This window comes from Streptomyces sp. NPDC015532, from assembly GCF_043078065.1.
Lineage (GTDB): Bacteria > Actinomycetota > Actinomycetes > Streptomycetales > Streptomycetaceae > Streptomyces.
This window is the reverse complement of record NZ_JBIBSY010000002.1, coordinates 1-26,075: the sequence shown is the minus strand read 5'-3', so window position 1 is coordinate 26,075 and position 26,075 is coordinate 1. Positions and strand designations below refer to the sequence as shown.

Genomic DNA, 26,075 nt, shown 5'->3' with positions numbered 1-26,075 from the left:
ACCGGCACGCCTTCGAAGGGGCCGAGTGGCACATCCGGCGTCAGTAGACCGCGCATCACGAAAAACCTCCCTTTTGACCGGTTCTGAAGCGTAGCCACCGGCACTGACAGCCGCGGGTTGCTCGCCTCAACAGGCCTGAACGGGGAGCCAGAAGGCCGGTGCCGACAGGGCGGACGAGGCGGAGCAATCCTGGCACCGGGATACGGCCCGGGTCGCGGTTCACCACGGAACGGCGGGAGCGCCCTCAGCCGTCATCCCGTTCGACAGCAGTGCCTGCCACTGGCGCTCGGGATCGTCGCCTCTGCGTCCGGTGGCCAAGTCCTCTAGTGCCTGCCGGTCACCTGCATCGGCGGCGAGCCGGGCAAAGCGTTCAGCGTCCACGAACTCGCCCGAAGCCTCAAGGTGTTCGGCGAGCAGGCCCGGCGCCCACGCAAGCGCCTCGTCAAAGGCACGCCGGAGCAAAGGCATGACCTGCCCTCCGGTACGGCCTTGCGCCAGGCGGCGCAGCGTCCGGGAGCGCTGACTGGCTGGCGCCTGCCAGGCCAGATGCTCGGCCGCCTCAAGCCGGCCGTCCTGCTCTCGGCCCCGGACCAGCTCCCACAGGGGGGTGGTGTAGCCGCGAGCGGCGGCGTGCAGCGCCCATTGGTTCGCCTCGTTTGCCTTGCCAGCCCGCTCAGCCCGGTCCATCAGCACCCGGACGGCCTGGCCCACGCGAGCGTCCGCGGCACGCTTGAGCAGCGCACCCCGGTCATCGTCCAGAACCTGCTCGTCGTGCACAGCACGGTGGGCCTGCACCCACAACGCCCACGGGTTGGCCCGGGACGCTTCGCTGCGCAGCAGCGCTTCTGCTTCCTGCTCCTGCCCGCGCTCACGCATACGCCGCAGCAACCGCTCCAGCGCCCACGGATTTCCGGCCTCCGCGATCTCCGTCAGCGCACCGTCCCCGGCAGGAACTCCCTGCGTGCCGTCCAGCAGAGCCACCAGCTGGCGCAGCGCCCATGTCTCCCCGGGCGGCATAGGCAGCACGGCCGGGTTGAGGTGATCAAGCAGTGATCGGGAGCCCGCCACAAAATCGATGAGGTCCACGCCAGCGTCCCGCTGCCGACGACGGCGTTCGAAGACGGTGATCGCGTCCCGGTATAGGTGGGCAGCGTCCGCGCTGCGCCCGTCAGCCTCAGCCTGCTCGGCGAGATCCTTCAACGGAGTGGCCTCGCCGGCGGCGAAGGCCTCTCGCGCAGCCTGTTCCACCTCTGCCGGGGACCCGGACGCGGCCGCCAAGGCCACCAGTTCACCCATCGCCCGGCGATCGCCCGCCGCCCGCAAAGCCGCCCGCGCACCGTCCAGATCGCCTTGCTTGCGCAGGTCGTCCGCATAAGCACGCAGGACGTCCGGATCACTGCACCGGGCAATCTCGGCATACCAGTGGGCTGCCTCTCGCGCCTCACCGTCCACCGTCAAAGCGCGGGCCAAGTGGAGCTGGGCGGTGGAATTGCCCCGGCTGGCTGCCTCCCGCACGAGCCGCTCGGCCTGCTGGTACTCCTCCTGCATCAGCAGCGGCATGAGCAGTTTCTCCAAGGCATCGCCGTCACCGGCGAAAGCGGTCTGCTCCTCGACACGACGAGCTTCGTCGTCCCGCTGACGCTCCTGCCACAGCCAGGCGAGGTACTGGCCAGCCTCGACGTCCCCCAGGTCCAGCGCCCGCCGGTATAGGCCAGCGGCCTCGGCATCACGCCAGCGTGCCTCCGCTGCCCGTCCCAGCGCCCGTACGAGGTGCGGCTCGGGCAGGTAGTTGTGTGCCGCGCGCCAGAACGAGGCTGGGGGAGCGGAGAACCGCTGCTCCGTGCGGCCGATGTGGTCCATGTAGTCGGACAGCCGCAGCCCGCCTGGCCCGTTCGCACCCGGGCGGGCCCGCACCTGGCTGAGCAGGCCTCGCACGCCCTTGCTCGGCTGCTGCGTGTAGGCGAGGGCGTTCCGCAGCCAGTTCTCTTCCAGCGCGTCGTAGGCGTCGTCGCTGAGATAGCCCTCGGCGGCCGTCTCAAGGAACTCTTCGGTCATCAACGTGACCCCGCCCAGCCGACTTGCGTCCATGGCGGCATTGATCACCGCGCGGACTGCGGGCGGGGCCGTGTGATAGCGCTCCAGCAAGGCCGGAGCACCCGCCATGTACTGGGTGATCTGCCCGTTCCTGGCATGCGCCAGAGCATCAGCCAGCCGGGAGTCGTGGCCGCCGGCCGTCCGTACGTCTGCCAGTTCCTGCGCCTCGAATGTGGCTGGCACGTGTACGGCCCTGCCCTCGAGCAGCGCTCGAACCTGCGGATGCGGATCGGGCTTGGCCGAGGTGGGCAGGGTAGTCAGAGCGTTCCAGGACTCCGGCCAGAGGGTCCCCAGGACAAGTACCGGGCTGTTTGTGCTGTCCTGCAGCAACTTGCGCAGACCGGCCGCGACCTGCTCGCTGCCCGGGCCTGCTTGTTCGCCGACATACCGCTGCAGTTCATTGAGCCAGATCGCGGTGCACGGTGCGATGCCCTCCTGCAGGGCGTTCGCCAGAGCCTGGACCGGCGACGGATCGAGTGGTTGCCACAGCCGCCAACCGGCAGGCAGTTCAGCCACCGCCTCCCAGCACGCCCTCGTCTTGCCCGAGGACGACTCGCCAACCAGCACCACCATCCTGCTCGTCCCGCCAGCGGCCTGCCCCAGCACCGAACGCAGAATCTCATCATGGGTGCGCCGCACGTACAGCGGTAGCGAGCCGGGCACCGTTGCCGGTACATCGACGGGCCGGTGCACCTCCCACTCGCTGACCGCCTCCTCAGGGCGCAGCTCGGCTACGAAGCGGCCGCGTACGGGCATCTGCGGTGCGGGACTGCTGCCCGGGGCGGGGCGGGCAGGACGGCCGCCGCGCCGCTGCCGGCGTTCCTCAACTGCCGCCTCCCACAGCCTCGGCCACCCTGGGGGTGCACCCGTACGGCCCGCCTGGACGGCCTGCTGGGAAAGGTAGGTGACCAGGAACTGCACCGCCCGGTGCTGCGACGGCATGGACTGGCCCGTCAGCCAGTTGCTCAGCGAAGAGGTGGGCAGCCTGACAGACGGCTGCTGCCGCTCGCCCTGACGCGCCAGCGACGTCAACGTCGGCGAGCCCGCCCTCTCATACAAGCCTCTCAGCATGGCCGCGAATGCCTGTGCCGCCGTGCCCTGCTCCACCCGTACCCCTTCGCCCGCCCCATCCGATGACCTCTGCCCCGGAAAACCCGCCAACAGGGCCCTGGCCAGCGTAGACGCCTTCCTTCCGCCGTCCGGGACATCGCCGGAAACCTCCCGGACGGATCTCAATAGGGCAACCGAGGGCTCCGCCAGACCGGCAGCCCCGCACCCAAGGAGGCCATGTCCATGACCCGCCATCTGATCGACCTGCTCAACAGCCCGTTCATCACAGCTCTGTTGGCCACCCACTCCGTCACCGTCGCCGGGCTCGCGCTGACCGCTGTGTGCGCCCCGACGGCCCGCCGCCGGCAGGCCGCCCTTAGAGCGCTGGCTGTACTGCGCGGCCGCCCGCCGCGCCCGCCGCGCCCCCGCGGCTGACCACACCCCGTCCGGGTGGTCCGCGGCTGGCCACCCGGACGGGGACGCCGCCACCGTCCAGCAGGCAAAGCGAACAAAAGGGGCCGACAGGCCGCCGCGTTCTGCCCAGTGCTGCCCGGTACGCAGCACCGCCTCACGCCACCTCGCCTGGTGCCGAGCCGCTCGCGCCGCCGTGCCGCAAGGAAAGAAGGAGCCCTCGGACGCGGCCTCTTGGTACGTCAGCTGGTGAGGGCCTGCCCGTGTGCGTCGATCGGTGGGGGCAGCGTCCGTAGCCGTTCGGCGAGGGTGCTTGCGTCGGCGCTGGCATGGCCGGCGAGCATGCCGGTCAGATGGGACAGCCGAGTGCGGGCGGTGGAGCGGAGCCGGGCCGCAGGGACACGGTCGAGGACGTCGTGTGCCCGCTGGACCGCGTCATGGGGAGCATCGGAAGCTTCGCCCTGCGCGAGAACGAGTGAAGCCGCGGCCCAGCCAGGGGTACCGCTGGTGCATCCGACAAGCGAGGACTCGGCGCGAGCGCGCGCATCAGCGCACCGGCCGAGCGCGAGATAGGACTCCGCCTGGTGCAGAGCGAGTTCGGCGGCATCGAACCCGAACCGGCCCGCAGCCTCGGGTTCGTCAGCCGCATCGAGTTCGTTCATCGCGGTAGCAAGGGCCTGTTCGGCATCCTCACCACGGCCGGCGACAGCGAGGGCAGGCAACAGGGCCCAGGCGTGAAGCTGCGCCCGGACCCGCCCACGCGGAGCAATAGCGGCTCCCCGCTCGGCGTGCTCGACGGACGCCTCCGTGCGCCCGGAAGCACGGGCGACCATGCTCTGCGCACCCCACGCCCACGCCTCGAGCCTACGGTCGCCCGTCCGGGCCCCGTACGCCGCGGCAGCGTCGAGGTGCACGCGGGCGCCGCTGATGTCGTCCAGGTGGTAGGCGAGATTGCCCAGCAGAGCGGACAGCCACCCCACCTGCCGCCGTACGCCCTCGCTGTCCGGTCCGCTCTTCAGCGCCGGGGTGAGGAGTTTGCGGACGTCGTGGACCTGCTCGAACAACAGATGCGGGGGATGCTTGCTGTATCCCAGCGCGTAATGCTCGACAGCTGCTTCGGCCAGATCGACGACGAGCGGACTGCTCTCAGGACTGGCGAGCAGAGCCAGATGCAGGCTCTCGCGTACCGCTGGCAGACCCGCGTCCGTGGTCATCCGCATCGGCTCCTGTTCGTGCGGGCCGTGCCCGTCGTCGGCGGCGGTGTGATCCCGACCGTACCCGAACACGGCCGCCCCGGACGCCCACCCGTAGCGTCCAGCCCGAGTTGTTCAGGGCGCGCACCGTACGCCCGGCACAGCATCACGGTGTACTCGTCGTCCGGCCACCGGCCCGCATCGTGCTCCCAGCGGCACAGCATCGCGTCGGTCAAGCCGCGTGGGTGCAGCCCGGCATCGACATAGAGCGCGGCGATCTCCTCGATCGCATCGGCCCGTGACCAGCCCAGCGCCAGACGCCAGGCTTCCTGGGATCGGTTTGATCTCCATGACGGGCAGGCTGCTGCGGAACTGCTCCGAGGTGCGGGGGCGCCCGCTGCGACCGCGTTGGCGGAGGCCCTCGTTGACGATGCCGGTGGCACCGCGCCCGCAGTAGATGATCGACAGGCGCAACCGGGCCTGGAGGGCGTCGAAGTAGTCGAACGCGGTGCCCGGTTTGCTGTCGTGAATGTGGTCGACCGTCAGCACTCGGCACCGCGTGCGTCGGCATTGAGTGAGGCGTCCAGAAGGCATACGTGGGCAGTGATCCCGTGCGCGGCCAGTTCGGTTGCGTGACGGTGAAGGTCCTCCAGGACCTGCTCCACACTTCGACGGGTGTACTGGCCGCGCCGGCTGTCGCTGCTGTCCCAGACACTGCCGCTGAAATACACGGCCACGTACACGCCTGCCGTTCCGTTGGGGCCAGCCAGGTAGCGCAGGCCGAGCTGGTCCCGGATGGCGTCGATGAATTCCCTGTGCCAGCTGCACTTCACTTCGCAGGGAACGGACAGGGAGCGATCGCCGGTGGTGTGTGCAACGGCCAGCAGGTCGGGGATGTCGCCCTGAGTGCCGGCGAGGTTCGGATTGATCTCGACCTCACGCAGGACGGCCGCCCGTTGCCGCAGCCGCCGCTGCAGCTCGCGGGCAAGCCAGTCCGACACCTCGCGCTCCTCCAAGGGCACATAGCCCACCCACTTGTTGTCCTGGCGCTGACGGTGCCAGAGCTGAGCACGCACCGCCCGGTCCGCCCGCAGGTCGCCGGCGATCTCCTCGAGCGCTTCGGCCAGGACGGCAGCGAACTGCTCCTGCGATGTGATGATCCGGCGGGACGGTGTGGTGAGCACATCCAGGACCTCACCAGGTGTTGGCGGACGCCACGCCTGGGCCCGTACCGCGTCGCGCATCTGTACCGCGTCGGCCCGCAGCCACACCCGTCCGGACTTCTCCGCAAGCTCCTCCAGGAGCACGGCGTTCTCGGCGCTCGGTTCGGCGAAAACCGGGCCGAGAAGCTGAGAGGGAAAGTCGTCGACAGGGTCACTCGGCACGACGGTTCCAGGAGCCGCGAGCTTGCGGGGCATGGTCTGGTTTGCCCACAGGTATAGCCGCCCCCGCTGGGATAGCGTCAGCGAGGCCCACGCGTGTTGGGAATTTCGATGGGTCCGGCGGATGATGTCCTGAGCAAGCTCAAGATCGCCTTCGAGGACGTGCATCAGGCTGTCGAAGACAGCAGGGGACATGGGGCACGCGACGAGGCAGGCACCGGCCGCAACCGCGGTGTCCCGCTCGGGCGAGGAACTACTGTTCTCGCGGCGCGACGCAGGGGACGAGGCATGCTGCAACAGGCCGAGCGCCACCGGGGCTGTCTGTGCCGGCAAGGCAACGGCAGCAGTGTCGAGAAGTCCCGGCAGCGCGCCGGCAGGGAGATTCCCGTCCGCGATCAGGGCCAGGGCCTGCTTGCTGAGCCGCTCCGATCTCAGATGCCCCTGGTGGAACGCGACGGCCGCGGCATCCGTGCGCATCTTTTGATCCAGGAAGCCGATTGCGGTGTCCTCATCAGCCGTCATTGCCCGTCCGAGTGCGGCAGACAGCACCCGGTAGCCGCCCGGCAGGTTCCACAGACCGGGCAGCCACTGCCCCCAGCGCACGGCCGGCACCCGATCGAGCAGGTTGCCGTCGAAGGCTTCGGCGATCTGGTGGGCGTCCTCGATAAGCTCAGCGGTCACCTCGTCCGCAGCGTCAGGGCCCGACGACAGAAACGACACCGCCCGTTCGGCGATGGCCTGCTGCTGCGTCGTGGTCAGATCGGGCCACGCAGGAACAGGCCGTGGCCCTGCTGCCCCGTCGCTTGGATGCTGCAGAGCACGTACCACATTACCGAATCGCGCAGCGCGCAGAGTCTCTTCGGCATCCCACGACGGTCCGTCCTCCTGTGCGGACGCCGTCTGGCGACGGCTCTGTTCACCGTGTGCCGTCGCAGCGAATCGCTCGGCCAGGTCCGTCCACCGTGGTGTGGCCGCTTCGGCTGCGGCCACGACACGGCGGGCACCTTTGTCATCCACCACGTTCGCCAGCGCATAGAGAGCGAAGAACGCTGGCGCGCTGTGGGCCCTGTCGGGACTACAGCCCTGCAGATCGTCTAGCCACCACGGGAGATCTTCCAGACGGACCAGCCCGACCGTGAGCATCCGAGCCGCTGCGGCGTGCCCGTTGCCGGCCCGGCCGACCACCTCCTTGACCAGGTGGCGACGCCGCTCGGGCCCCAGCGCGGTGACGCCGTCTTCATCCGCTTGCTGCACGGAACCGCCGGCCACCCACAGCGCGTACAGCAGTCCCGCAGCCGCACGCCACTGACTGCTGCCCACCGCGTCGGTCGAAACGGACCTCCACGCGGACCGGCCCAGCAGTCGGCGCACCACAGGCTCTGTGTAGGAGCCGGACTGGAAGGGCGCCACCCAGGCAGCAAGGTCCTCGATGCGGCACCCACCCGCCTCGTCCTGCCGTGCCAGCATCGTCGCGATCCGCCGACCCATGCCCCTGTGCGGGGTTCGGTCCGACTCCGCCACTGCCTCCAGCAGCCACGCCATGTCCACATGGTCCGGCCACAGCGCGTTCAGGACGGCAGCTCGCACCGGCCAGGGACGAGCCGCCTCAGCAGCAAGAGATCGCGCTCGCTCGAGCACCTGTCCGTCCTGTGTCCCCTGCAGAGCCCGGGCAGCCCATTCCGCTGTTTGAACGTCCTCGTCGTAGTCTTCCCGGCTCCGGCCGCCTGCGCCCCGTTCCACCAGGTCCATGAGCCGTTCGTCGAGGTCACGCAATCCTGTGGCCTGCACGATGAGAACAGCCTCACGCTGCCGCCACGCCAGCTCACCCGGCTCGAGCAGAGGGGCGAGCTGCGCTGCGAGGCCTGGGTGGAGGAGCCCGGCATAGCCGGAGCGGATATCCGGCATCGGGGTTGCTGCCACCTTCGCCACGATCGCCTCGGCCACCCGTGCACGCTGCGCCTGCGTGAAGTCCCGCAGGTCGGCCTGCATGAGGACCTCGGGCTCCGCTGTGGTCAGCCAGTCGGTGACGTCCGAGCGCAATGCGGCCAGCCATGCGGCCACTCCGGCCAGCTGAGGCAGAACACGCTCGGGGTGCGCCGGATCGGCCAGCAGATTCCTTACGCTTGCCAGCGGCAGCGCCTCGCACTGCTGTGCGGTCAAAAACTCCTGCACGCTCCGGTGTGTCCACCCGCGGCCGGCTCCGCTCTCCGTGAGCAGAGCACTGCCGAAAACGACCTCAAGGGCTTGGAGGTCCACGTCGTCATCGGCCACTTCATCCAGCCCGAGCATGCCCTCGCCCTGCAGCAGGTCGGAGCGCCAGACGATCTGCTTGCGCCCGGACAGCAGGCTGACCGAGGCCAGTCGTCTGGCCGCCTTGAGCCGCAGATGCACAGGAGGGTCCGCCCGGAAGGCAACGGCATAGCCCGCACCGATGTCCGCAGCGAGCCCCTCCACGCCCAGCGTGTAGATCTTGCTGCGCCGGGACGGCATCCCGCCTCGTGCGTGAACTGCCAGCAGCAGACGCAGGGTCATGGGGGAGGCCGCCAGCAACTGCACGTCGGCGTCCTTGAGCCGGGTGACGAAGCCGTCGGGGTCATCGAGCTCCGTAGCCGCCGCCTGTCTGATGTCCTGCTCCGTCAGCGGTGCCAGAACCAATGAGGCGGTCGCCCCGTCAGGCCACCACCGGGCGAACGCCCCGCCCAGTTCTTGCTGCCAGGCAGACCTCCTGCTCGTGATCAACACTCGCAGACGGGCCCTGTCCAGCCGCTCAAGCTCTCGCTTCATCACGTGGGCAAGGTTTCGGATGGCGAACAACGGCTCATCGAAGCCGTCGAATACCAGCGTCAAATCGCCTGATGAATCGAGCTCCCGCCACCTTCCGGCAGCCTCACGGATTGCTTCTGCCACCTCGCCGGGCGTCAAATACTCCCGCAGGAGCAAGTGCTCGACGTGCTCACCGGCCGACCGGCGCCGGGCAACCTCTGCCTCAAGTACAAAGGACTTGCCCATCCCCGGCTCGCCCAGCAGAACCAACGCCCGATGCGAAGCGAACTCCTTGAGCTGTTTCAACTGCCGGTTGATGAACCGTGTGTGCTCACCGAGTGGATCGGGCAGCACCCCGCCGAACGACCTGATGGGGGTGCCCTCCGGCACCCACCACCGGATCCAATCGATCCGGTCACCGCGAACAAACCCCACGGATCCCCCTGATCACCCTCGACCACCCCCGATCACCGAGTGAATCCTTCCATGTCCCGCCCAGGCCCAGCGCTCCGAACGGCAGCAACCCCGAGTACCAACCGCACACCCCATCGGCGCAGAGCGGCACTTGGTGCACGCTGCGCGCAGGCCGGGCCGGCAGAACCCGTCAGTCCTGCTCTCGGCCCCGAAAAGCGGCCAGGTAAGCCCGCCCGGCCGGCGTGAGGCGGTACTGCCAGGCGGTGGCGTCCTCGATGTAGCCGTGCCCTCCCGGGCCCAGCCGGCGTGCCGCCACACGGCCAATCGTGATCTTGGCGAGGGTTTGTCCCGGGGCGGCCGCGACGGTTTCGAGCGCCGCCTGCAGCCATGCCGGCAGCAGTGAGGGACCGGTGGCCTGCTCGGGTGGCGCCGGCTGCAAGGATCGTCCGGCGGCTCGACCGGAGCGGGTGAGCCGGACCTGGGTATTCCAGAGCGGGCCGGCGGGTCCGTCCACCGCCACTCGCCGCAGTTCGATCAGTCCTCGCCGCTGCAGTGCGGCCAGTGTCGCTCCGGCGCCTGCGTCGAGGACATGCTGCTGTCCCAGCTGCTGCTGGACCGCAGTGGCTTCGGCCGCCGGGTGGTCGATGCCGTAGGTGATCCACCGCCACTGTTCGGCCGGCTGGCGTTCCCGGGCGGCGTGCCAGCGGCGGTTCTGCGCACTCTCGTTGTCCTGGTCGATCGTGAACAGCACCTCCAGATAGGTCCGTTGGCGCTCGTTCAGACCGTGCGGACGGCCGCCCGCCCCGCCCGGCTGCTCGCCGTGCGGCGTGGGCGGTGCGGGCGGCGTCACGAGGATTCCGGCTGATCGATCGGTTCGAGCTGGTGAGAGGGCAACAGTGCGCTGCCGAGCTTGTAGGCCAGATGCAGTTCGATGGGCAGTGTCACCGGATCGGCGAAGTGCGCGGCCGCTGAACGCCGTTGATGGGCCAAGGCGGCCCAGGCCTCGGCAGGGTCGTCATCCCGCTTGATTGCCACGAGCAGTTCCAGCAGCTGCGGATTCCACACGTCTTTGCAGGTGTCGATCTTCGGAACGATCTGTTTGTCGCGGTTTTTGCCATGGTGCCACTCCAGCCTGGAGCCGCCCGGGCTGCCAGGCCCCGCAGTCTTGGGTTTGTCCGCGGTGGCGAAGAACAACCGGTCGTTGTCCTTGCTGGCCCACAGTCCGCCTCCCACTCCCACCCGCTCCTTGGGGCCCTTCGCCCCGTATGCGAAGTGCTGTGCACTCTCGTTACGGACGTTGGTGCGCAGCCGGACGTGCCGCAGCCCCTTGTGCCGTCCGGCGTCCAGAGGCCGATCGGGGTGGAACGCGAGCCGGTCCGCGACCAGGTTCGGGTTGGTCAGTGCCGGGCACGCCGTGCGGATGTTCTGGGCGAGGGTGAACAGCGCGAGATCCCCGCCGTCGCTGGACTCGGCCACGCAATCGGCGAAGAAGTCCTGGATCTCCTGTTTCTCGAAGGTGCGTGTGCTGCTCCAGGCGGCCAGTTGGACGGATGCCTGGAGGTGGGTGAGCCACCTGGAATGGGGCAGACGCACCATTACGTGGGGCCGGTCCGGCACGCTCGCCACGGCCAGGGGCATGACGGCTTTGAAGTCACCGGTGCGGCGCACCACCCACAGGCCCAGGCAGGCGACATTGGGCAGCTCGTGTTCCGTGGTGCCCTGCCGGGCCGGATGACGGATCAGCCCGCTCTGCCGGATCAGCAGGTCACCGACAGCCCTGCGGGCGCGCTCCCGCTGGCTTGTGGCGCTCTTCTGCTCCTCTGGCGTGTCGCCCCCGGGATCCTCGTTTTCACCGGGGCCAGCCCCGGCTGCGGACACGGAAGGTGGCAGCAGGTTCTGGGTGACCGCACCGCAGCCGGCCGCACCGGCCCGCACGGCCATCTTCGGATCATGGTCGGCGGACGTGAACCCGTCGGCGCCGCGCATCTCGACCAGGACGAAACGGGACGTCACCCCGGGCCCGGGCTGCCCGAGCCGACCGCGGACCTGCACCTGCCGGCCGATGCCGGCGTCTTTGAGCCGGTCGTTGCGCCGCTTGATCTTCTCGTTCACCTCGAGGTCGTCGGCGAGCGCCCCTACCGGCTCGACCCGCACCAGCACCTCGAGCTCGGGCAGCGCGTATGTCTGCTGCCACGCCTCCACCTGCCCGGGCTGGTCCGCCGTATCCAGCGGCAGGTCCAGCGCGAGGGCGAGCGCGGTGAGGGCCTCGTCGCGCATGGTGGTGGTGTCGCACCACAGCACGACCTCGATCCGGGGTCCGGCGGCCGCGGCGAGTGCGCCGCGGTCGACGCGCAGCAACTCCTCGGCACTCAGGCGCGTACGGGCGGGGATCGGCACCCGCACGTGCGGCTCGTCCACCGTGGCGAAGCCCTTCAGGGCGGGCACCAGTTGGCTGAAGATGCGCCACTTGTCCTTGGCGGAGACGCCGTCGCCGACGGCGTGCCCGGTGTTCCTTCCCAGCCCGGGCCGGTAGGGGACACCCGCTACGGGATCCCGGGGCAGTCCGTCGTCGCCGGTGCCCGGTTCCAGGAAGCCCAGCGGGTCGCGGGCCAGTTTCGCAGGGTCGGGCAGGAAACCGAACGAGCCCAGACGCTTCAGCGTGGGCACCAGGCCGTCCGCCCACTCCATGGCGCCCTGTTTCTTGCCCGCCGGGCCGGGATTCCAGGTCATGGAGGCCAGCCCGAACGGGCTGCTGGCATCCGCCCACGGGGAGGGGGAGAGCAGGTGCAGGCCGATGGTCCGCTTAGGGTCGAACACGTTGTACCGGGCCCAGCGGCGCATCCCGACCCGCACGTGCAGCCGCGGCCGCACCACATCCTCCAGAGCCCTGGTCTGCACCGACAGCCGCAGCGTGTAGGACCAGGGATACCGCAGCCCGCCCTTGCTCTCGTACACATACGGCGGCCAGGACACCAGTTCCGCTCCGTCCCGGGCGGCGGTGCGCCGCCACCGGGTCGTGTGCACCGCCCGCACCAGCACACCGTCCGGGGCCTCCTCGCCGCCGGCTTCGTCCCTACCGCCCTCCTCCTCGACCGGTTCGTTCTTCGGCTCGCCGTGGACGACGTGCCAGTCCGCCAGGCACAGATAGGTGGCCAGCGCGTGCGGCACCAGGGTGTAGTCGGCGCTTTGCGGATCGAGGCCCGGTCCCAGATCCAGCGTCCTGCGCGTGAACGTCAGATCCTGCCCGCTGAAGGTGTCCAGAATCCTGGCCAGGACCGCAGTGTCGATCACCGTAGGGCGCCCGCGGCGCCGCGCCAGCTCGTTGCGGTGCTGCGCGGCCGCCATCAGCCCGCCCTTGACGAACTCCACCAGCAGAGCACGGTCCGGCGTCTTCTCGGCCGCATTCGCCGACCACGCCAGCCACATCTGACCCCGCCGCGCCCGGGCGTCGTGGGTGAGGACCTGCGGCATCAGCGCAGCGATCGCACTGTTGACCGCCCACAGGGGGATGGCCCGCTTCTCCTCCTCGGCCTCGCCCTCCGCGGTGGCCGGCCGGAAGACGTGTTCGCGTAGGGGCTGCGCCCACTTCGCGGGAAACTCGCACGTCCAGTACTGCGCCAGCTCATGACCGGCGAAGGACTGCAGGACGAGAGAAAGCGGCTGAAGGAAGTCATAGCGCACGGTGCTGCTCCACGAGGGTGTGCAGGGACTGTCGAAGAGGCTGGTACAGCGGTCCGGCGATCGCCGCATCGGGCCCGGCGAGGGCTTCGTCGAGGGCGTCGAGCATGCCGACGAGCATGCTGTCGTCGTGTCCGGGGTCGAAGGCGGCGTCGCAGAAATACACCCGGGCCGTTGCCCCGCCGCGCAGCATCCGGCCGATGATCTGGTCCAGCGGGACGATGTTCGTCCAGTCCATGGCACGCCGCTGGGCCGAGCCGGGATCGGTCGCCGTGTACTGCAGCGTGCCCTCCAAAAGGTTGAGCCAGGCACGGCGGGCCAGTTCGCGGAACATGACCGCCCGTTCACCCAGTGTCGTGTCGGGGCCGGCAGACGGGACGGAGCGCCGGATCTCCTCCACCGCCCACCGGTTCATCGTCTGCACGTGGTAGCCGAGGTCCTCGGGGTGCAGGTGAGGGCGGACCAGGTAGAACGCCGCGCCCAGGGCGGCGACGTGGGCGTCGTTGAGGATGTTGTGGCCACGCTCGATGGCCAGCTGCGGCGCGATGAGGATCCATGCATCCTTCTGCCGGGCCATCGCGTGCACCTTGCCGCGGGCGATGGTCTGCCCGCTCCAGTGATGACTGCCGGACTCGTCATCGGGCACCATCTGCAGGATCTGGTCGGCCCATTCGGGCTGGATCCGCAGCAGATGCTGCAGCACCGCCTGGGCCTCGCGGTAACTGCCCACCACCAGCAGCACCCGCCGACGACCCTCGGGCAGTTCGTCCCGGATCTCCTCCAGCAGGCTCTTACGCGGCCCGCGCAGCCCCTGCTGCCGCTGGCACAGCCCCGCCAGCAGCTCCCGCAGCGCTTCCAGCCGCTCCTCACCCTGCTTGCCCGACACCCTCACCGCGAACGACGCCCCACTGGAGGACGGCATCCTGACCGGCAGATACCTGAGCATGATCCGCTCGTGCAAAGGCACCCTGTCGCCCGTGCGGGAGGCCAGGACGCCCGCAACGGGCACCTGCACGTCATAACGCGGCGAGTTCCCCGCCCAACTGGTCGCCGACAGCAGCAGACACGCCGGCCCCGGCTCGCCCTCACCGGCCGCGCCCTCATACAGGTGCGGCAGGTTGAGCAGCAGCCACCGGCCGATCCCCGAACAGCGGAAGAACGACAGGGTCCCGATCTGTTCGAGCTCGCCCTCGTGCTCCCGGTACTGGAAGCCCAGCAAGTTGCCCATCGGGGAATCCGGCACCAGCGGCAGGTACTCGGCCGGCGGACGGTGCACGAGGCTGGAGCCCATCGCCTCCAGCCCGGTCTCCATCTCCACCTCCCAGCAGGCACGGGTCAGCAGCGCCAGCTTCTCGGCGAGCAGGGCGACGACCATGGTCACCTGGAACCGCACCGCCAGCCGCTCCAGCGCCTGCTCCCCAGTGAGCACGACGTCCTCGAGTCCGCGCAGCCACTCCACCAGGTCCTGGGTCACCAGATTCGGCCGCTGGTAGCCGCGTGCGGTCAGGTCCCGCAGGAACGCAACCGACGCATCCTCCCCCCGGTAACGGCCGGACGGGTTGTCGAGCCACGCCGAGAAGACAGCCCGCCATCGCTGAAAGCACTCCGTGTCCGAGTCCCACAACGCCGACTGTTCCCGCCGGGGCGCGCCGTCCTGCTTCCGTGGTCGGTGTGCGATCTCACCAGCCAGCCCCAGCGCCAGCCGCCACTCGTTGAAGTAGCCCTGGCCGAGCCACTCCCGCACATGGCTGTGCTCGGCCAGCAGACCACGCAGATGGGTCACCAAAAGCCCCGCCGTACTGATGTCGACGGACCAGTCCCGCACCGGTTCGCTGAACAGGTGCTGGCCCCGGGTATGGCGCATGTGCCGCTCGAACAGCGGCCTCACCTCGTCCAGCCAGGCATCCTCACCCGGCCCCGCAAGCGCCTGCGAAGGACTGAACGCCTGGTCCCACTGGATCTGCACCCGGTCGGCCTCATCGACCACGAACGCGTCGCTGCGCTGCCACGCCAGCTCCAGGTACCGCATGTCGTACCGCGACAACTGCCCGGGCACCCGGCAGTGCATCAGGCTGGCGGGCGTGGCCACCCACACCGCCGCCTCCACCAACTCCCGCGCCGCCTCGTGCCGCCCGCACACCGGCAGCAGCGAACAGTCCACCGCCGCCTCCCGCTGCTGCTCGCCGCCCTCGGTGTGCCACGGCCACAGCCGCCGCCCACACGGGGCGTCCTTCAGCGCCAGCGGCTCGGTCAGCTCCGCCAGCCCCTGCAGCACGCACTGGGTGGAGATCCACCGAAGCCGCGGATCCTCCAACAGCACCAGTCCCCGGGCCTGCACGTCCGCCGGCCGGTGCACCTGCTGCAGATGCCGGCCGCGGTTGGCCGCACCCAGGATCGGCGCCGCCCTCACCCCGTACCGGCACAGCGCGGTGACCATGTCGAGAACGGCCACGACGTCCCCGAGGACCACCGTCAGTGTGTGCCGCCGGTGCGGCTCGGCACCCGCCCACACCGCCGCGACCGTGATCAGCGTGGTCTTGCCGACGGCCGGCATGCCCACCACGTGCATCACATCCGCCAGCACCAGCTTCTTCGACTTCCGCAGCCGGCCGTCGCTCTGACGGACCAGCAGATACAGATCATCGATCCGGCCGCGCCAGTTGTTGCGCAGCCCCAGCCGCACGTCCTGCGCGTCCATCAGATCGGCGGTCGCCGTCAGCGCCGACCAGCGCAAGGTCACCTGCTTGCGCCGCCGCCCCACGGGATGCCGCCGCGCAGGCGCGGGGGTCACCCCCTCCGGTACCACCACACTGGCGTCCCCACGCCCCATGCGATAGCGCACACCTTCCTCGGCCACCGCCACCCGCAGGTCACGATGCTCCGGCAACCCCGTCAGAGCCTGCGCATACACCTGCTCCCGGTCCGACAGCACCGACAGCGACGCCCGCCGCTCAGGAGGCTGCGACGGGTCCTTCACATCGAACATCCGCAGCATCTCCGGCAACGCCTGATACGACCGCAGAGCCTTGCCCCAGTCGCTCTGGCTCTTCAGCTCGCTCACCAGCCACCGCAACGCCGCCGAACTCGCCACCGCCCGCTGCTCACGCGTCCGGAACTCATAGCCGCCCATCAGCGCCCAGGCATCCCCGGCCGCCGCACCCGCCGCCCACGACTCCAGCGCGAACAGCCCGAGCTCCACCGACGCCACCAGCCGCACATCCACACGGCCCAGGCCGTTGCTCCTGGCCGCCCGCTTCAGCTTCTGCCCGAACCCCCTGTACCAGCCACTGCGATCACGGGCCACAGACGACCTCCCCCATCACACCCAGATCAGGGCAGGACGCCACCAGATCCCTGTCCGAGATCACCTCGACTTGAGGCTGCGCCCGCAACGCCTCGCTGCGCCGCGCCAGGATCTTCATATAGTTGGGATTGGCACGCACCCGGTCGTACGGCACCACCAGGCACCCCCGGCCGTACGCGTGCGGATCATCCGCACCCCACGCCGGGAACATCTTGATCCGCCGGGCCAGCAGATAAGGGCTGCGCCAGTCCTTCACATCCACCCCAACGCTGTAGCCGTCGGGCCACACCGCCACCAGGTCCAGAGCGTCCAGCTTCGGATACAGCACCACCCGAGCCCCCCGCGCCGCCAGCTGCCGCGCGAGATCCAGCTCAGGCCCACCCGGCAGCGCCACGAACCGCACAAGCTCCGGTTCCAGCCGCCAAGCCCCCCGCGCCTCCACCCAGTTCGGCTCCGGCAGATCAGGCCGCCGAGCGCAACGCCACACCCTGCACCGCACCCGGCCGTCCGCCCGAGGGGAGATCCACTGACCGCAACCGCCGCACACGGCCGCCCGCCCGCCGACCGTCATCTCGGCCGTGACCCGCCCGTAGGACTCCTCGATCCAGGTCGCCCACTGCGGCACCTCCAGCACAGCGTTCTTCGCCGCCACGAACGCGTCCGGCACCAGCACCGCATGCTCGGTGACGAACAGACGCCACCGCGCGTACAGTTCCGGCCGCCCCAACTGTGCAGCCATCTTCTTGATCTCTTTGACCAGCGCGTTCTCGTGGACCTCGGACACCACATCCTGGGCCGATACCGCCCACTCCAGACAGAACTCGCTCGGCTCCCCGCCGATCAGGAGCCGCTCCCCGTCCACCTGCGCATCGGGATCGAACTCCAATGGCCATAGGTTCATCGACCGCTCGGCGCACCACACACCCACCAGATCCTGCACACCGACGGGAGCATCCCTGCCCGCCCGCACGCACAGGGCGGCCAGCCGGTCCAGTCCCAACTGCAGACTGCGGTCATAGGGATGCTGAAGCCGCCGCACCCCCGTCCAGCCCCGCATCCCCACCAACCCCGACGCCACCAGGCTCAGGACCACTTCGCCAGCACGTACCGCACTGGCCCGCCCGGAATACACCGGGCCGATCTGTGTCAGACTCACCCACCACACGGTAGAGGCCGCCACTGACAGTCACCTGACGAACTGAACAGTAACCCCCAGTGACCTGCCCCAACGCGTCGACAGCCCGCCACGGACACGCCCCCCGGCGCCGCCCTGGAGCGCGAGTTGCAGCGGCGCGCATCGGGACACCACAGCGAGCCCCTTCACGCGACAGCCCCACAGCACGCAAAACGGCTTTGCCGCCAAGCGTTCGCCCCGAACCCCAACAGTGCTAGGAGAATGACCGCATCACGCGCCGCAAAGAGAACATCGGGGTCAAGGGCGCCCGCACGGCCGACGCCGAGGACGGCGGTCCGGTAGATGCGCATCACAGGTCACCGCCTCGGTGGTGCGGCAGCGCAGACGGCACCGGCCGCTGATCGTCAGGTGGAGGGGGCGAGCTGATCGTCAGGGAACCGCATGGAAAGCCGCCTCCCGTCTCCGGCTTGGAGACGGGCAGAGCGGTGCCGTCCACGACCTGACGGGCGGCGCGTAGGCGGTCGTCGCGGCGAGTAACCCAGGTGCGTTCGATGCCAGCGCCGATTGCCGCACCACCGCCCTCCAGCGCGGGAGCACCACGAGCTGTCCGGCAGTGGCGCGGACCTGCGCCACCGCAGATAGAGGCGCACGGGTTCGGCGCGGGAGCTCGTCAGACGTCCTCGTACGGGCGTCGGCACCTTGATCTCTGCAGCGACGATCCACACGTGCGCGCGGGTTTCCGGGCAGCGGAAAGCCCCGCCCGTCCACCTCGGGAGGCGGCCGAGCGGGGCCGTATCGCGTATCGAGTCAGTGCTGGTGCTGCCGGTGCATGTTCCAGACCCGGGCTGCGGCCTGCATCGGCTGCGCCCATTCGTCAGGGTTCTGCGCCGCGATGGAGTCCCACAGCCGCTGTTGGACTCGGGCGAGGGCGTCGAGCCCAGGGGACGGAGCGAGCTTCCACGCCGGATGCGCGGAGACCACGTCCTCGGCCTGGCCCGCGGTGTGGCCGTGGGCGATCAGCCACAGCAGCCACAGTGCGGGGTCGATCCACGCCGCGCCGGTGGATGCCCACGCCCAGTCGACGAACCGGGCGCCGGCATCCGTGACGAGGACGTTCTGCGGGTTCCACTCCGTGTGAAGGAGGCTGTTCCCCTCGAACCACAGCAGGTCGGCCCGGTCCTCGACGTAGCCGCGGAGCCGGTGCGGCATCGACTTCAGCTCGATGTTGGGGGCCGGGATCTCAGCGAGCTGCGCCATGGCCGCGGAGACGGCCGGCAGGTCGGGCGAGCCGGGAGCGAAGTCGGCGTGCCCTCCCTCGACATGCTGGAAGCCGAGAAGGCTCCACCCGTCGGCTTCCACGAACCAGTGCAGTTCGGGGGCGATGCCGCGGACGTACGGGGCGATGTCCGCCTCCCGTTGCTGCGTCCAGACGCGGGGGTGAGAGAGCGGCAGGCCTTTGACGAACAGGGCGCGTGTGCTGGTCCGCACGATGACGGCGATGGAGCTGTTGAGACCGCCGTGGACGGTCCCGACGTCGACAATCCGGCCGCTGGCCTTCTCGATCAGCGAGCGCACTGCTTCCGGTAGCTCGGTGATACGCGGAGTGGGCATGAGTTCTCCAGAGGTACGGGCGTTGGGGCCGCGCGCGGTGCGCGGCCCCAACGGGTTGAGCTACTTGTACGGGTTGTCGTCGTTGCAGCCGGACTCCACACTCGCGGTCAGCTCGGCGACGTCGCTGACGAGAACGATCCCGGCCGGGTCGGGGGCGTCGGGGGCGTCGGGCGCGGTCTTGGGCGTGATCTCGACGAGGACAGCGGTCATGACGACCTCATTCCGTGTTGGCAGTAGTTCCTGAGTGGTGCCTTCGCTTCCTGGAAGACCCGTGCCATCGGTCGGCATACGCGGCAGGTTTCTGAGAGTTTGCAGCCGCTGCATCCTCCAGTGCGAAGCATGAGGGACTCGGCGATCTGGCCGAGTCGGGCAAGGCCTGGCACGCCTTCGGCGGTCAGGCTGATGTTCGGTTCGCGGCCGACCTTGCAGATCGAGGCGCGGCCGAACGGGTCGGCGTGGAAGAACGTCACGCCCGCCGGGCAGCCCATGAACGGCTTCCGGGCGGTGAGGTATTCGGGCGACTGGGACGGCAGGGTTTCCGCGGTGCCGTGGATCGTGGGCGAGATGTTGGCGTACTCGCGGAACGGCACCCCGAGATCCTTGGCCCAGGCCCGCATGGCGTCGACCTCGTGCGCGTTGGTCTGCACGATGATCAGGCTCAGGTCGAGGCGAAGCCCGGCGTCGAGGGCCTTGTCCACGCCTTCGCGGAACCGGTCGAAGCCACCGCCGGCGGGTCACCGCGTCGTACGTGTCGGCCGTCGCGCCGTACAGGCTCAGCGTCAGCTTGGTCGGCGGGTAGGCGCGGAGCACGTCCAGGACACGGTCCCTGCGCAACTGCGAGCCGTTGGACAGCACTTCGAGCTGCATGCCCAGCTCGGCGGCGAACCGGTAGGACTCGGGAAAGTCCGGATCGATCAGCGGCTCCCCGCCAGTGATCTGGAGCCAGATCACCCCGGCGTCCCGCATCACCGTCAACAGGATGCGCTTGCCGTCCATGTCGAGGCCTTCGAACCGCTTCTCCCCGAGGTAGCACATCTCGCAGTCGTAGTCGCAGCCGAGATTGATCTCCCACGTCGCCCGGCTGAACGCGTACGGTCCCGGTTCACAGACGAGGAGGACGTCACCGAGGGCCTGCCCGGAAACGTCCATCTGCCACTGCGCAGCCACGGCATCGGCGAGCCACCCGGGCACGCTGCTCGGGACGGCGGCCAGCGCGCGCAGCTCCTCGAATCTGGAGTGGGGGAGCTGTACGGCTTTCGGGCTGCCTCGCCGCAGCACGAGCCGGCGGTCTGCGAACGGTGTGGCGACGAGCTCGCGCATGTCGTTCCCCCTCACGGTCGGGCCCCTGCCGCCGGGGGACAGGTCTGGGCCCGTCGGCAGGGGAGTTGGACCGCGTGCGGCGGCGGGCTCAGGGCGTGCGCCGCCGCACGCGGGGATCAGGAGATGGTCCTGAGGAGTGCCTCGTGCGGGACCGGACCCGGCTTGAACCGGTTGAGGAGATCGGCCAGGGGCCAGTGCGGCACGAGGCGGTCACCGCGGCACGGGCGCAGCAAATACGGGCCCGGCGGCCCTGTCTGCTGCATGGAAGGCAGGGTGAGTTCGTGGGGTATGCCCCGGCATATGCCGAAGTCGTTGTCCCAGACCGCGTGCGTGCCCGGCGGCACGAGCCAGATGAACCGGTCCCGTTCCGGGTCGTCGATCACCGGGCCGCAGGAGCGGGTGCCGAAGCGTGCGCCGCAGACACGCTGGACTTCGTCCATGAGGTCCACGACGGCGTGGGCTTCGGGGCCGGAGGCAGTCACGACCGCGTCGAAGAACCGGCCGCCTAACGGTAAGCGCAGCCGCCGACCCTGCTGGAGATCCATCAGGCTCCGCACCCGAGCGGCCAGGTCCTGCATGTCCTGCGCGACGTCCCCGGCGTCCAGGTGCTGAACGGCGAACTCCACGGGTTCCGCCGATACGCGGCCGCGCCGGTTCGCTGTGCGCTGGGGGAGAGGCGTATGCGTCACCGGGCACCGTCCCAGGTCGTGGGCATGATGGCCTGCACCGTCTTGCCGATGGTCAGGGCCCCGTCCTGGATGACGTCGAACGCCAGTTGGCCGCGGTAGTGGCGCACCCACCACAGTCCCGGCGGCGCCTTGCGGGCCTCACCGCTCTGGGTGGCCACCTGCTCGAACCCGGGGAACTCCGGGCGCCCGTCCTGGACCTCGATGGCCAGCTCTTCGGTCTCGGGGAGAACGAACACCCGCAGGAGCACGATGCCGCCGGGCAGGGGCTCGCCGTGCCGGACCGCGTTGTCGACAAGCCTGTCGGTGACCCGCGTGGCCGCATCGATGTTGCCGTTCCAGCGCGCGACCGTGAGCCACGGGCGCATGCGCAGCCGGGCGTTCGGTCCGGCCCCCGAGTTGGCGGCAAGCGCCCAGCGCTGCTCCAGGAGGGGCGCGTCGACCACGATCGGTAGGAGCGCGGTCGCGGTGCCGGCCACCTGCGGCTCGATGGCGGGGGACTGTTCTGGGCGGTTCACGGGGGTGGCTCCCTGCTTTACGACGGGGGCTCCGTCGGCTGCCGAGCGGCCCCACCGGGGCGGGCGGTTCGGCAGTCAGGACCCCTGGATGAGTCACTAGGTGATTACGTAAAGCGAACCGTGATTGCGCCCCCGCGGGTACCGGTCGGGGGTGGCGCGACTGCCAAACGTGACACAAGATCGTTTTCACGGCCGGGTGACGCCTCTTCCCCGGGGCGTGGACTTTGAGCCAGCTGCCCTCACCTGCCGGGCAGTTGAGTCATAGGTTGGGTATAGCGCGGGAGTACCGCGAGCCAGATGGCAAACGTGACTCAAGATCATCAGTGCGGCGGGGGATCATCATGGCGCGCAATCGGAATGAACGGTTCGATGCCTTATTGCAGGAAGCTGGCTGGTCACGGGCTCAGGCCGCCAGCGCCTTCGTGCGGGTCGCACACGAGAACAACGCGACGGAGTACACCAGCCTCACGCGGCAGCACGTCCAGCACTGGGTGGCCGGTCACCAGCCTTCCGGACGCGCGCCCATCATCATGTGCGAGGCACTGTCCCGCTGCCTGAAGCGTGTCGTCACACCGGCCGAAGCCGGGTTCGCAGCGCCCGCCTCACCAGCGCAAGGGGCGTTGGACTGGCGCGTCGATCCTGTGATCGCGCTGAACGACCTGGGGAGCACCGACTTGGATCCGGACCGGCGCAGTCTGCTCCGTGGCGGCGTGTACTCGGTGACAGCCCTGGCATTACCCGCCGACGCATGGTGGGCCGAGATGGCGCAGGAACCACCACAGGGCCAGCGGAAGGGACAGCGGGTCGGCCGCGGCGACGTGGAGAGCGTGCGCGAGATGACCCTCGCGTTCTCCCGCATCGACCAGCGGCGCGGCGGCGGCCACGGCCGGACCGCACTCGTCGAGTACCTCCACTCCGACGTCAACCGCTACCTCGTCGGCTCCTTCCCCAACGACCGCGTCCGCCGCGCCATGTACTGCGCCGCGGGCGAAGCCGCCTACCTCGTCGGCTGGATGGCGTTCGACAACGGGGAACACGACCTCGCCGAGCCCTACTTCGCCCTTGGCCTGAAGCTCGCCGCCCGCGCAGGCGACGCCCCCCTGTCCGGGCACATCCTTCGCGCCATGGCGCACCAGGCGCTCGACCTCAGCTTGCCCCACAAAGCACTGGAGCTTTCCACCGCGTCGGTCGCCGGCCAGCGGTACCAGTCGGCAACCCCGCGCGAGCGGGCCCTGCTGGGCGTCGTCCACGCGCGCTCTCTCGCCGCGACCGGACAGGAACAGGCTGCCGCGAAGATGCTGCTGCGCGCCGAGGACGACCTGCGCAGTGCGCACGACGGCATCGAGGAGCCAGACCGCACGTTCTTCTTCGGAGAGGCGTCGCTGGCCCACGAAACGGCCTGCGCGCTGCGTGACCTTAAGGACAAGAAAGGCGCGGTCGGCCAGTTCGGGCGCAGTGTCCGAACCCGCGGGCCGGCCTTCAAGCGCACGCACGCCGTGACGCTCGGATACCTGGGAGCCACTCAGATATCCGCTGGCAACGTGGAAGAGGCGTGCGCGACATGGTCGCGGGCCCTTGATGCGATGGAAGATGGCATCTACTCCGGCCGCGCCCGACAGCGCGTGGTGGAGATGCGGCAGCTCCTCACCCCGTACCGGCACCGCGGCATCCCCGTCGCTGCCGAGCTCGAAACCCGGGCGGCCGACTACCTGCGCACCGTAGATTGATCACGCCACCAGGGATGAGGGGAACGCCATGACGCTGCAGATCGAACCCATCGGCACGGTTGTCGGAGGCCGTAAGGAAGTTGCAGACGACTACTGGGGCGGCGTCCAGTCCATCATCCGACTCAACGCGGCGTACCCCCGCGATGTCGTCCGGGGCCTTGAAGAGTTCTCCCACCTGCTTGTCACCTGGCACTTCAGCAAGGCATCCCCGGACGACGTCGCCCTGCACGCGCGCAGCCCGCGCAACGATCCGCGTTGGGAGCCCTCGGGTACGTTCGTGCACCGCAATCACCGGCGGCCGAACCAGCTCGCGACGTCCTTCCCGAGGCTCATCAAGGTTGACGGCCTAGACCTCCACGTCGCCGATCTGGACGCGGTCGACGGCACCCCCGTCTACGATCTGGCCCCCTACTTCCAGGAGATGGGGCCCCGGGGCGATGTGCGCGAGCCTGAATGGCCGGGCGAGATGCTGAAGGACTACTGGGCCAGCAACTAGTCCGCCGCGGGATCCCGCGAGTTCGCCCCCGGCTCCTGAAACGGTCGGTGGCCGTCTGTAGCGTGGCTTTCAGCTCGCCGCCGAAGTCTCCTCAGAATTGGCGAACTCACGGGACATCGCCATGCGCGCGAGGAGCAGCCACAGACGGTCAGCCCGCCCTGGCTCCCACGCCGGCAACAACACCCCCGACGCAGGGTCCAACTGGCCCCGCCACTGCGCGACACGATCGCGCAGCGACGTCTGCCACCCGTCCCAGTCGGCTCCTGGCAGATCGCTGACCACCGCCAGCGGCAACGGGCACCCCACCGAGTCCAAGCGGCGCGTCAGCGCCGACACCTGCGCCTGCGTCCAGGCCAGCACTCGCAACCCTCCCAGCGCACTTTCCAACGCCTTCACCCCTGCGTCACGAGGGCACGCTCCCTCCGGTACCTCACGGCTCCTGGTGCTAGCCAGCCGCACCACCACGTCCACCAGCTTTGCACCCTGCCAGTCCACTGCCGTGACATGAGCCGCAGCGGCAGGACGCGCTCGCCCCGATGCCGTCCGGCCGCCCTCCAGCATCTCCACCCACACCACCGCATGCCGGGAATCCTCCAGCACGCCCCGTGCCCACCGGGCCAGCACCCCACGCCGCTCTCTCAACGACACCTGGAACGCTGCCACCTCACGCATCCGCTGGCACATCGGGCACAGCCTGTCCCCGTCACGGACGACGAGAGGCCGATCGCCGAGAGCGCCACACTTGCCGCACACGTGGGCCACACCGGTGCGCCGGCATGCCGCAGCCTCCAACTGTCGCGCGGATGCAGCAGTCGGCTGAGTGGCCTCCACTCGGTACAGGTCCACCACCGAGCGACGTCCGCGGTGATAGGTGCGCACACGGCCGCTTGCCATTCCCGCAGGCTCCCTGGGGAGATCAGCTGCCAGCAGCTGAGTCTTCGATGCCATGGACCATGGCACCTGCCCCCAGTCCTCGTACAAGACGGTCATCAGCAATCTCCCAATCCCTCACAGCATGTGATGAACCAGCAGACTTGAAGATAGACCGCAAGTATAGGATCCAGCAATCGCAAAAAGTGCCCGTGAGCAGCACTTTTCAAGTTTGCAAACTAAGACCCAGCCCATGCTGAACCAGCCCCCATGTCAGTCCGGCCCGCAGAAAGTCACCCACAGTGACCACCTGATCCGCCCATCGCTCGTACTCCGCCAACGCTTCCGTCGCCCCCGAATCCCGCCCCGCCCGGGTGATCACCACCCCCGGATTCCGGTCGCGCCAATCCCGCAGCACATAGATGGCCTCGGCCGACACGGACCAGCACCCCGCTCGAACGAGCTGGGCCACTCCGGCAGGAAGCCGGAACGACACAGCCTCGGGATACCCCCCGTCCCGAGCTCCCGGCCAACGACCCATACCCCCACCCCCTGCCTCCGGCCACTCCCGCACCCACCCCCGCACAGCCAGCTCATGACGAACCCCGTACAGGACAAACGAGTCGACCGTGTCCAGCAGCCGCCCCTTCTCTCGCAACCCCGCCACCTCTGCGCGCCACCGGGCACGCACCACATCCGCCTCACGCCGGCTCAAACCCTCAACACTCCACCGGACATCACGCGCCAGCTCTCGCCGCCGAGCACGATGACGCGCCACCACGGCCTCCAGCCGAGACCGCGTGCCCAGCGACACCTTCACTGTCATAGACACCAAACCTTCGCCAGCCATAACCCCACCCTCCCAGAACCCCGCACCCTGACGCATCAACCACACACCAGAGCAGTCTGGGCGCCCCCTGCCAGGCGCCCAAGCCGACTAGCCAGCACGCCGTCAGGCGTGTACACCCCATCACCCGCACAAACGACGCAAAGGCAAGGGAGAGAGAACTCCCCATCCACTAAAGAAAACAGACACCCAGTCAGGCGAAAGCTCTGACACCACTTCACCCCAGGCTCCCCGGCAGGGGAGCGTAGCCAACCCGGATATCTGTGCAACCACCTCGTTATGACATCAACGGCGCCGGCAGGCGCCGGCACCTCAACCCCAGTCCACTTTTCCCTCCCCGTCAGGGGAGGGGCCGTCACCAAGGCGCCTGTTCTGCCGCCAGGCAGAACACTCTCTCTTGAGAGAGAGGGCCGTCAGGCCCGCCAACACCCCTGGAAACCAAAACAAGTTGGCCCGCCTGGGCCAACACCCGCACTACATCCACAGCCGTGCCGCCAGGCACGGCGACAGCAACCTAACGGGCCGTCAGGCCCGTAGTTGGCCGCCAGGCCAACTTAAGAGCCTTCAGGCTCTCCG

General features: G+C 69.3%; 16 protein-coding genes and 1 pseudogene. 3 read left to right on the top strand and 14 right to left on the bottom strand.

Annotated features, from left to right (window positions below; genetic code table 11):
• Nucleotides 1-219: 219 nt before the first annotated feature.
• Entirely contained in the window at nucleotides 220-3,201 is a 2,982-nt protein-coding gene (locus ACF07B_RS06645; RefSeq protein ID WP_392177995.1) for a hypothetical protein, read from the bottom strand.
• Between the two features lie 186 nt (nucleotides 3,202-3,387).
• Here ACF07B_RS06645 and ACF07B_RS06640 point away from each other — a divergent pair, with 186 nt between their 5' ends.
• On the top strand, nucleotides 3,388-3,579 hold the full coding sequence (locus tag ACF07B_RS06640; RefSeq protein ID WP_392177994.1) for a hypothetical protein: 192 nt from the start codon (nucleotides 3,388-3,390) through the stop codon (nucleotides 3,577-3,579).
• 218 nt (nucleotides 3,580-3,797) lie between these two features.
• On the opposite strand, the gene ACF07B_RS06635 is transcribed toward ACF07B_RS06640, so the two are convergent.
• The 12 genes and pseudogenes from ACF07B_RS06635 to ACF07B_RS06580 form a co-directional block, all read right to left on the bottom strand.
• Entirely contained in the window at nucleotides 3,798-4,769 is a 972-nt protein-coding gene (locus tag ACF07B_RS06635) for a Twin-arginine translocation pathway signal (RefSeq protein WP_392177993.1), read from the bottom strand.
• Between the two features lie 521 nt (nucleotides 4,770-5,290).
• A complete protein-coding gene (locus ACF07B_RS06630) occupies nucleotides 5,291-9,283 on the bottom strand; it encodes a hypothetical protein (RefSeq protein WP_392177992.1) in 3,993 nt (1,330 codons plus the stop codon).
• 214 nt (nucleotides 9,284-9,497) lie between these two features.
• Nucleotides 9,498-10,157 carry a hypothetical protein gene (locus ACF07B_RS06625; protein WP_392177991.1) on the bottom strand — a complete coding sequence of 220 codons (660 nt, stop codon included), beginning with the start codon at nucleotides 10,155-10,157 and terminating at the stop codon, nucleotides 9,498-9,500.
• On the bottom strand, nucleotides 10,154-12,988 hold the full coding sequence (locus ACF07B_RS06620; protein WP_392177990.1) for an RNaseH domain-containing protein: 2,835 nt from the start codon (nucleotides 12,986-12,988) through the stop codon (nucleotides 10,154-10,156). Before ACF07B_RS06620 ends, ACF07B_RS06625 begins: the two co-directional genes overlap by 4 nt.
• Nucleotides 12,978-16,289 carry a hypothetical protein gene (locus tag ACF07B_RS06615; protein ID WP_392177989.1) on the bottom strand — a complete coding sequence of 1,104 codons (3,312 nt, stop codon included), beginning with the start codon at nucleotides 16,287-16,289 and terminating at the stop codon, nucleotides 12,978-12,980. Before ACF07B_RS06615 ends, ACF07B_RS06620 begins: the two co-directional genes overlap by 11 nt.
• Entirely contained in the window at nucleotides 16,279-17,445 is a 1,167-nt protein-coding gene (locus tag ACF07B_RS06610; protein ID WP_392177988.1) for a hypothetical protein, read from the bottom strand. The genes ACF07B_RS06615 and ACF07B_RS06610 overlap by 11 nt, the downstream gene beginning before the upstream one ends.
• A 786-nt stretch (nucleotides 17,446-18,231) precedes the next feature.
• Nucleotides 18,232-19,035 (bottom strand): aminoglycoside phosphotransferase, encoded by an 804-nt coding sequence (locus ACF07B_RS06605; protein WP_392177987.1) that lies wholly within the window; start codon nucleotides 19,033-19,035, stop codon nucleotides 18,232-18,234.
• A gap of 60 nt (nucleotides 19,036-19,095) precedes the next feature.
• A complete protein-coding gene (locus ACF07B_RS06600) occupies nucleotides 19,096-19,245 on the bottom strand; it encodes a hypothetical protein (RefSeq protein WP_392178719.1) in 150 nt (49 codons plus the stop codon).
• The gene (locus ACF07B_RS06595) at nucleotides 19,242-19,733 is read right to left on the bottom strand and encodes a hypothetical protein (protein WP_392178767.1); all 492 of its coding nucleotides are present in this window, start codon (nucleotides 19,731-19,733) and stop codon (nucleotides 19,242-19,244) included. The genes ACF07B_RS06600 and ACF07B_RS06595 overlap by 4 nt, the downstream gene beginning before the upstream one ends.
• A gap of 91 nt (nucleotides 19,734-19,824) precedes the next feature.
• Nucleotides 19,825-20,070: pseudogene (locus ACF07B_RS06590) on the bottom strand (radical SAM protein); the annotation flags it as partial.
• 401 nt (nucleotides 20,071-20,471) lie between these two features.
• On the bottom strand, nucleotides 20,472-20,981 hold the full coding sequence (locus ACF07B_RS06585; RefSeq protein WP_392177986.1) for a hypothetical protein: 510 nt from the start codon (nucleotides 20,979-20,981) through the stop codon (nucleotides 20,472-20,474).
• A 59-nt stretch (nucleotides 20,982-21,040) separates the two neighbouring features.
• Nucleotides 21,041-21,559 carry a hypothetical protein gene (locus tag ACF07B_RS06580; protein ID WP_392177985.1) on the bottom strand — a complete coding sequence of 173 codons (519 nt, stop codon included), beginning with the start codon at nucleotides 21,557-21,559 and terminating at the stop codon, nucleotides 21,041-21,043.
• A gap of 341 nt (nucleotides 21,560-21,900) precedes the next feature.
• Between ACF07B_RS06580 and ACF07B_RS06575 the strand changes: the two genes are divergently transcribed.
• Nucleotides 21,901-23,286, top strand: a complete 1,386-nt coding sequence (locus tag ACF07B_RS06575) for a Tat pathway signal protein (RefSeq protein ID WP_392177984.1) — start codon at nucleotides 21,901-21,903, stop codon at nucleotides 23,284-23,286.
• A gap of 28 nt (nucleotides 23,287-23,314) precedes the next feature.
• Nucleotides 23,315-23,782, top strand: coding sequence for an SAM-dependent methyltransferase (locus ACF07B_RS06570; RefSeq protein WP_392177983.1), 468 nt, complete (start codon nucleotides 23,315-23,317; stop codon nucleotides 23,780-23,782).
• 69 nt (nucleotides 23,783-23,851) lie between these two features.
• Here ACF07B_RS06570 and ACF07B_RS06565 read toward each other — a convergent pair whose 3' ends face one another.
• On the bottom strand, nucleotides 23,852-24,466 hold the full coding sequence (locus ACF07B_RS06565; RefSeq protein WP_392177982.1) for a hypothetical protein: 615 nt from the start codon (nucleotides 24,464-24,466) through the stop codon (nucleotides 23,852-23,854).
• Nucleotides 24,467-26,075: the final 1,609 nt, after the last annotated feature.